The following is a 6,269-nucleotide window of genomic DNA, read 5'->3' as shown; positions in this document are numbered from 1 at the left end:
GGTAGCGACCAGAGTCGCTATCGCGCCGCCGACGGCAAGCACGGCGGGCGGGGGACTAGACGATCGCGTCCCGGTCGAACAGAGCGGCCACGTCAGCACCGACAGGCTGAGTGACGATCTGGCTTGCGCCGAGCGATTCGAGGATGCCCGTCGCGCTGGGCACACCGTCAGTCATGATCTCGAAGACCACGGCAGACTGGTCGGGACCGAGGTCGGCGCCAAGTCGCTTCAGCTCGGCGTCGGGGAATCCCTGGTCGCGCAGCTTGGCGGCGAGGACGCCGATGGCGCCGCCGGCGAGAGCCGTCAGGGGGCCGCCGATGAGTCCGATGGCGCCGCCGACGAGGGCGCCTCGACCGGATCCCCAGTCCTTCGACTCGAAGAACTTCGGGGTGCCGTCCGGCTTGACGTAGACGACGGCGGTGTTGGCGACCTCCTCGGGGTGCGATGACGCGACCGCCCCAGCGGCGCGAGCAGCGCCGTCAGGGGTGCCGAAGGTGGCGGCGAGGATCTCGTGGGAGGTGGCGTGCTTGGTCATGTCATGACTCCTAGTTCTGCCCGATCGTTTCCGTGGGCTTCGTTGACTCCATCGTTGCCGGGGCCCCTTTCGATCGCCTGGTCCGCGAGGATGACGCTTCGTCGTCTATTTGCAGTAGTGGTCGCGGGAAGAAGACGAGGAGAGCAGCCGGTGCGTCGAGCCGATGTGGTGGTGATGAGCGGGCAGAGGCCGAGAGTAGGAGGCTTGCGAGCCTGAGCACGTCGTCGTTGAGTGCAACTACTGCGGGCGGAGTACGCAGGCGGTCCCACGCAGCACCACAATCAGGTGTGCTCTCCCTTTCTCCGTTCGTTCCCGCGGGTATCCGCCATCCCTTCGGGCTGCGCTCGATGCGGGTCCTCGAGCGCTCGTTGCTCGGGGTGATCGGAGTGGCTGCGATCACCGGCGCTGGCGTGGAGTTCTTCCGGTGGTTCCAGCCGCCGGTAACGAATGAGGACCGCGCGTTGCTCGTGACGTTCGCCGGGGCACTTCTGCCGATGATGGCTGCAGCCGGAGCGGCCCTCGCCTGGAAGAGGCCTCACTGGGGCACGGCCGTGCTCCTCGTCGCACCTCTGCTCGCAGCGCTCTTGCAGCGAGGCGTCGTGGTGACCTGGAGCATCCTCGCGATGGGCGTCTTCCTCATCGCCCTGCGTGGCGGCCGGGGGCGTGTCCTTGCGCCACTTGGGGCTGCAGTCGCGTACGTCTCGGTGGTGCTTCCCGGACACAATGGCTTCGCGAATCCGTCCGCCTTGGCCGCGCTCGCTGTCACATATGCGGCGGCCGCGACCGGGAGCGGCATTCGCGAGCACATTCGATTCTTGAAGTCCGTCGAGGAACGGGCGACAGATGCCGTGCACAGCCGGGAGCTGGAGGCGGCCGCACGCCTCACTGCAGAGAGACTTCGCATCGCTCGCGACCTGCACGACCTCGTGGGCCACCAGGTTGCTGTGGTGAACATGCACATCAGCATGGCTGAGGTAGCTCTTCCGGCGGGCTCGGAACGTAGCCAGAAGTCTCTGGTCGACGCGAGGCTAGGCGTGCGGTCGATATTGCAGGAGAGTCAGCGCATCCTGAAGGTGCTGCGGCGAGATGGAGATGTCTTCGACGACGTGAACGCTCCCGTGCCGAGCGTGGACCGCCTCGGGGACCTCTTGGCGACCTACCGAGCGATTGGACTCCGCGTGGACTCCTCGATCGATGAGTTGCATGTTGACATTGAAGACGGCGTGAGCGCGACTGTCTATCGGGCTCTGCAGGAGATGCTGACCAACGCGCATCGCTACGGTGATGGGACCGCCCGTATCGCGCTCCAGGTCCGTGCGCCCAAGTTGACGCTTAGGGTCGAGAATCCCGTAGGCGACGGCACGCTGCCGCAGCAGGGGAGCGGTTACGGGCTGCGGGGCTTGGGCGAGCGGCTGGAGACGGTCGGAGGCCGGCTCGAGGTTGAGCAGGACGCGCACGTGTTCCGCGTCACAGCGGTAGTTCGAATGGATGGGAGGGCTGTCGCATGATCCGCGTCATGATCTGCGACGACCAGGACATGATCCGCATCGGGCTGACCGCCGTGCTCGACTCGTTCCCCGACATCGAGGTCGTGGGAGCAGCGCCAGACGGCTTCTCCGCCCTGCGAGAGCTCGACACACTCGACCCCGACGTGATCCTCATGGACATCCGCATGCCCGGCATCGATGGCGTCGAGACGACGCGACGCATCAAGGAGCAGCGATCGGACGGCCGGCCGTACGTCGTCGTGCTCACGACCTTCGACGACGATCAGAACATCTTCGCGGCGCTGCGCGCGGGTGCGAGCGGGTTCTTGAACAAGGCATCCGGACCTGAGGAGCTGGCCCAGGCCGTGCGGTCCGTCGTCGCCGGGGGCGGAGCGCTCTCAGCCTCTGTCGCGGCGTCGCTCATCGATCACGTCGCCACGACGAAGCCGGCGTCCGCCGACGCGGAGATGCTCGCACGCTTCCAGGCGCTGACGGTCCGGGAGCACGAAATCGTGCGAAGCGTCGTCAGCGGCGACTCGAACGAGGAGATCGCCGGTCAGCTGTTCCTCTCGCCCTACACCGTGAAGACGCACGTCAACAGGGCGATGGCGAAGGTGGGCGCGCGCGATCGTGCGCAGCTGATCGCGTTCGCGCACCGAGCCGGGCTCGCCTGAGTCCTCGCACGTACTGCGGGTGCAGTACGCACGATGCCCTGCTCAGACGACGAGCGCCGCGGCCATGCTCGCGAGACTGAAGATGTCAGACGATGAGCGACACACAGGAGCCTCCATGCACGAAACGACTCGCCCCGATGAGCGCGGCCCCCGCGGCTGCTCCTGGCTCGACTGGGGAGCCACCGTCATCCAGCGCACGACACTGGTCCGCGGGTGAGCACCGCTCCCATCACCACCGGCTCCGCGTCGATCGGTGCGCGCCTGCGTGACGCGTTCCGCAGGACCTTCGGCACTCGACCCTCCCCCTACCGCGCCGCTGCGCTCAAGGAGCGCGTGTATGCGACGCTCACCGGGCTCGCGATCGTCACCACCCTCACGCTCGACGGTCACCACGCGCCCGCCGATGCGATGGTCACGCTCGCCGCGGGCGTTATCGGCATCACCGGCGCGGGCGTCGTCGCGGAGGTGATCGCGCACCAGGTGGGTCATGGCACGTATCCGGCGCCACGGGACCTGGCGCGGATGCTGCGCATCGCGATCGGAGCACTCACCTCGGCCGCGCTGCCCCTCGTCGTGCTCACCGCCGCGACGCTCGGCCTGCTCCAGGTCGGCGACGCGCTGCTCATCGCCATCACCCTCTACTTCTTCGCGCTCGTGCTGCTCGTGCTCATCGCCGCCCGACGCACACAGCTGTCATGGCGGCAGCAGCTCACATCCATCGCGGTGCTCGCCGGGGCTGGCCTCGTCGCGGTCATGGTGCTCGTTCTGGGCCATTGATCGCATCGACGCGCCGGCTACTGCGTATGAACGAGAAGTGTCGGCGCAGGCGGATGACGCCCCAACGCAATGTTCACATCAGCATGGATCACACCGCATCATTCGTCGAACTCCGAAGGAGAAGCACCTTGGAAACTCCCACCAGCCTCATCATCGCTGCCGCCTTCGAAGACCGCCTCGGCGCAGCGCGCGCCGCTGGAGCAGTGGCCGCCACACATCATCATGTGATGGGTGTTGCTGCGCTCGGGGATGTCGTCACCGACGGTACGCCGCACCGCGGAGCGGCTGTCCGTTGGTCATCCGGGCGCGGAGCGCTCGTCAGCGGCGCCCTCGGCCCGACCGGCGCTCCCCTCCGACTCGTCCAGTGCGGCACTGACGCCACCGCGGATCCCTCACGGGAGTTCGGGGTTCCTTCCGCGGAACTCACGCGCTTCGGGACGGCACTGCGCCGAGGCGACTCGGTCGTGGTCTTCGAGATCCGGGCCAGTGCGGTGCAAGCAGCCCGCTCCCTGATCGAGGCTCTCGGGCCGCGGGACGTCATGGTCGCACCCTTCGACCTCGCGCTCGACGCCCTGCGCGATTGCATCGACGACTGCCTTGCCGCCCCGTTCGCGGCTTGATCACCCGGACGGCCCGTTTCGCCGCCGGACCCCCACCCTCGGAAAGGAACAATCATGACTACATACCCAGACCAGAAGCTCTCTACCGAGAGCACCATCGGCTCGTGGGCGCGACACCCCACTGGTTCGCGCATCCTCGAAGCATTCGCCCAGCGCGCCGGCATGGATAGCGCGACCCTCAACACTCTGCGCAACCTTCCGCTATCGCGCATGCTGGCTGCGACGGGGGCACCCGACGCGGATGGCGTGGCGGGCGGTCTGGTCGCGCAGTTGGGTGACGCCGGCACGGAGGTGCCTGAGCGCGATGCCCGGCAGGCGCTCACCGTGCCCGGGCGCTTCGGCGGCCGCACCGTCGTCGTCACCGGCGCGGCTTCCGGCATTGGACGCGCGGTCGCGTCTCGCGTTGCTCTTGAGGGTGGCGTCGTCGTGGCGGTTGACTTGTCAGAGGAACGCCTCGTTCAGCTGAGCAACGAGATGCCGGAGGGCGCGATTCGGCCTGTCAACGCCGACATCACCGACGCAGCGGCTGTCGCTCGGATCATCGAGGCGACCGAAGGTCGCGTGGACGGCCTCGCGAACGTCGCCGGCCTCGCTGACGACTTCAGCGCGATCCACGAGGTGAGCGACGAGATGCTCGAGCGCGTGTTCGCCGTCAACGTGTTCGGGCTCGTGCGGCTGACGCGAGCGGTCGTCCCCCTCATGCTCGAAGCGGGCGAGGGGAGCATCGTGAACGTCGCCTCCGAAGCCGCATTCCGCGGCTCGTCTGCGGGACTGGCGTACACGGCTTCGAAGCACGCGGTCGTTGGTGTGACCCGAAGCATGGCATTCATGTATGAGCCCTCAGGCATTCGTGTCAACACCGTCGCACCCGGCGGCACACTGACCGGCATGCGCCCGTCCATCGCGAGCGGCCTGGGCCCAGAACGGGTCCGCAGCTTCGCTGTCCCCGTGCCCATCGCGCTGCCGGAGCACCTGGCAGCTTCGATCACCTTCCTCCTCAGCGACGATGGCGTGAACGTGAGCGGGGCGCTCCTGGCGTCGGACGGCGGCGAGTCGGCGTTCTAACGGCTCAGCCGTCGCTCTGTGCAGCCAGAGCACGGGGAGATCCCTCGACGCTCGGCGGACACCTCGTTGCGCCTTCGCGGCGACTGAAGGGGCAAGCGTTCTTGGAGTGCGACGCCGACCGGTTGTGTTCGACGACGATGAGTGGGGTGACGGCGAGCACGTGGGCGGTGTGTCCGGAGCCAATACATCTACGCCGCCAGCCGAACGTGAGTACCGCCGCCGCATCGGTTATTGAGGTTCTCGAGTTCCGGTTTGCGCATCGGAGCCCCGCACGTGCAACGCCTCGTCTCGCCCATCGCCTTGCTCACGCAAGCGACCCCGCCAGGCGAGGGGTGAGGGGATCGTAAGTGCTCATCTCTGCCACGGTTCGGGAAGCACACCTGAAGGAACTAGCGAGCATGTTGACCTAGGACCCAGGACCCAGGACCCAGGACCTAAGACCCTTACTCCCTGAGATGGCCTCGAGTCGGCGCTCTCGGGCTGCCTGGGAGTGGGTCTGAGCGCGAGCGGGAGCCTGACGGCTCCCTGTCGTAGCCACCGCCGCACGCTGTGCTGCCGTCACCGTCAAGGCTCCCGCGGCTCGCGGACCAGGTTAGATGCCGCCGAAGCCTATTGTGACTCGGCGGCATTCCTGCATCAGGGGGCGATGAGTGACGACGAGACGGTCAACGACGATCCGTTCGGCATCGGTTCGCCGCAGCGGCAAGCGAGTTGGCGCGTGCCGGTGGTCAGCGAAAACTCAGCACTTGTCCGCGAACGAGTCGGCCCGGGGTGAGCGAGTAGCTGCCGAGAAACGCTGATCTTCCGCAGTTTGTGCGGGTCACCCGGATCTTGCGGGGACTTGCTGAGGGTTCAAATCCCTCCGTCTCCACGTTCGCCCCTTCGTCTCGCCACGAAGGGGCGTTCGTCGTCCTCGGGGCGCCCTTCGACAGCTCCTGAGGAAACTTTCTCAGCGGCGGCGGGCTCAGGCACGCTAGGGTTACCACGGCGCAGGACGTTTCTTGTTCTGCGCTTTTCACGCGGCTCAGGCCGCAACAGCAAGATTGAAGGAATTATGGCAACCGGCACCGTCAAGTGGTTCGACTCCGGCAAGGGCTTCGGCTTCATCGCT

The 6,269-nt window shown here is 67.0% G+C and carries 7 protein-coding genes; 6 read left to right on the top strand and 1 reads right to left on the bottom strand.

All coding sequences use genetic code 11. The features are described 5' to 3' along the window. Window positions 1-55: 55 nt before the first annotated feature. Window positions 56-535, bottom strand: a complete 480-nt coding sequence (locus tag RIN18_RS17130; RefSeq protein WP_309105191.1) for a DUF1269 domain-containing protein — start codon at window positions 533-535, stop codon at window positions 56-58. 287 nt (window positions 536-822) lie between these two features. Between RIN18_RS17130 and RIN18_RS17125 the strand changes: the two genes are divergently transcribed. From RIN18_RS17125 to RIN18_RS17100, 6 genes are all read left to right on the top strand, one after another. Beyond that, window positions 823-2,043 carry a histidine kinase gene (locus RIN18_RS17125; RefSeq protein ID WP_309105190.1) on the top strand — a complete coding sequence of 407 codons (1,221 nt, stop codon included), beginning with the start codon at window positions 823-825 and terminating at the stop codon, window positions 2,041-2,043. Continuing rightward, window positions 2,040-2,696 (top strand): response regulator transcription factor, encoded by a 657-nt coding sequence (locus tag RIN18_RS17120; protein WP_309105189.1) that lies wholly within the window; start codon window positions 2,040-2,042, stop codon window positions 2,694-2,696. Before RIN18_RS17125 ends, RIN18_RS17120 begins: the two co-directional genes overlap by 4 nt. A gap of 213 nt (window positions 2,697-2,909) precedes the next feature. Further along, window positions 2,910-3,473: a hypothetical protein gene (locus tag RIN18_RS17115; protein WP_309105188.1), complete on the top strand. Its 564-nt coding sequence runs from the start codon at window positions 2,910-2,912 to the stop codon at window positions 3,471-3,473. Between the two features lie 128 nt (window positions 3,474-3,601). Continuing rightward, window positions 3,602-4,093, top strand: a complete 492-nt coding sequence (locus RIN18_RS17110) for a hypothetical protein (RefSeq protein ID WP_309105187.1) — start codon at window positions 3,602-3,604, stop codon at window positions 4,091-4,093. Between the two features lie 54 nt (window positions 4,094-4,147). Further along, entirely contained in the window at window positions 4,148-5,158 is a 1,011-nt protein-coding gene (locus RIN18_RS17105) for an SDR family oxidoreductase (protein ID WP_309105186.1), read from the top strand. Between the two features lie 646 nt (window positions 5,159-5,804). Next, the gene (locus RIN18_RS17100; RefSeq protein WP_309105185.1) at window positions 5,805-5,933 is read left to right on the top strand and encodes a hypothetical protein; all 129 of its coding nucleotides are present in this window, start codon (window positions 5,805-5,807) and stop codon (window positions 5,931-5,933) included. The last annotated feature ends 336 nt before the right edge of the window (window positions 5,934-6,269 follow it).

The sequence above is a fragment of the Microbacterium sp. genome, assembly GCF_031179285.1.
Lineage (GTDB): Bacteria > Actinomycetota > Actinomycetes > Actinomycetales > Microbacteriaceae > Microbacterium.
This window is presented reverse-complemented; position numbering and strand designations above follow the sequence as displayed.

Coding starts and splice junctions, on each gene's coding strand:
- RIN18_RS17105 (WP_309105186.1), top strand. CDS start 4,148: ATGACTACATACCCAGACCAGAAGCTCTCTACCGAGAGCACCATCGGC.
- RIN18_RS17120 (WP_309105189.1), top strand. CDS start 2,040: ATGATCCGCGTCATGATCTGCGACGACCAGGACATGATCCGCATCGGG.
- RIN18_RS17100 (WP_309105185.1), top strand. CDS start 5,805: ATGAGTGACGACGAGACGGTCAACGACGATCCGTTCGGCATCGGTTCG.
- RIN18_RS17130 (WP_309105191.1), bottom strand. CDS start 535: ATGACCAAGCACGCCACCTCCCACGAGATCCTCGCCGCCACCTTCGGC.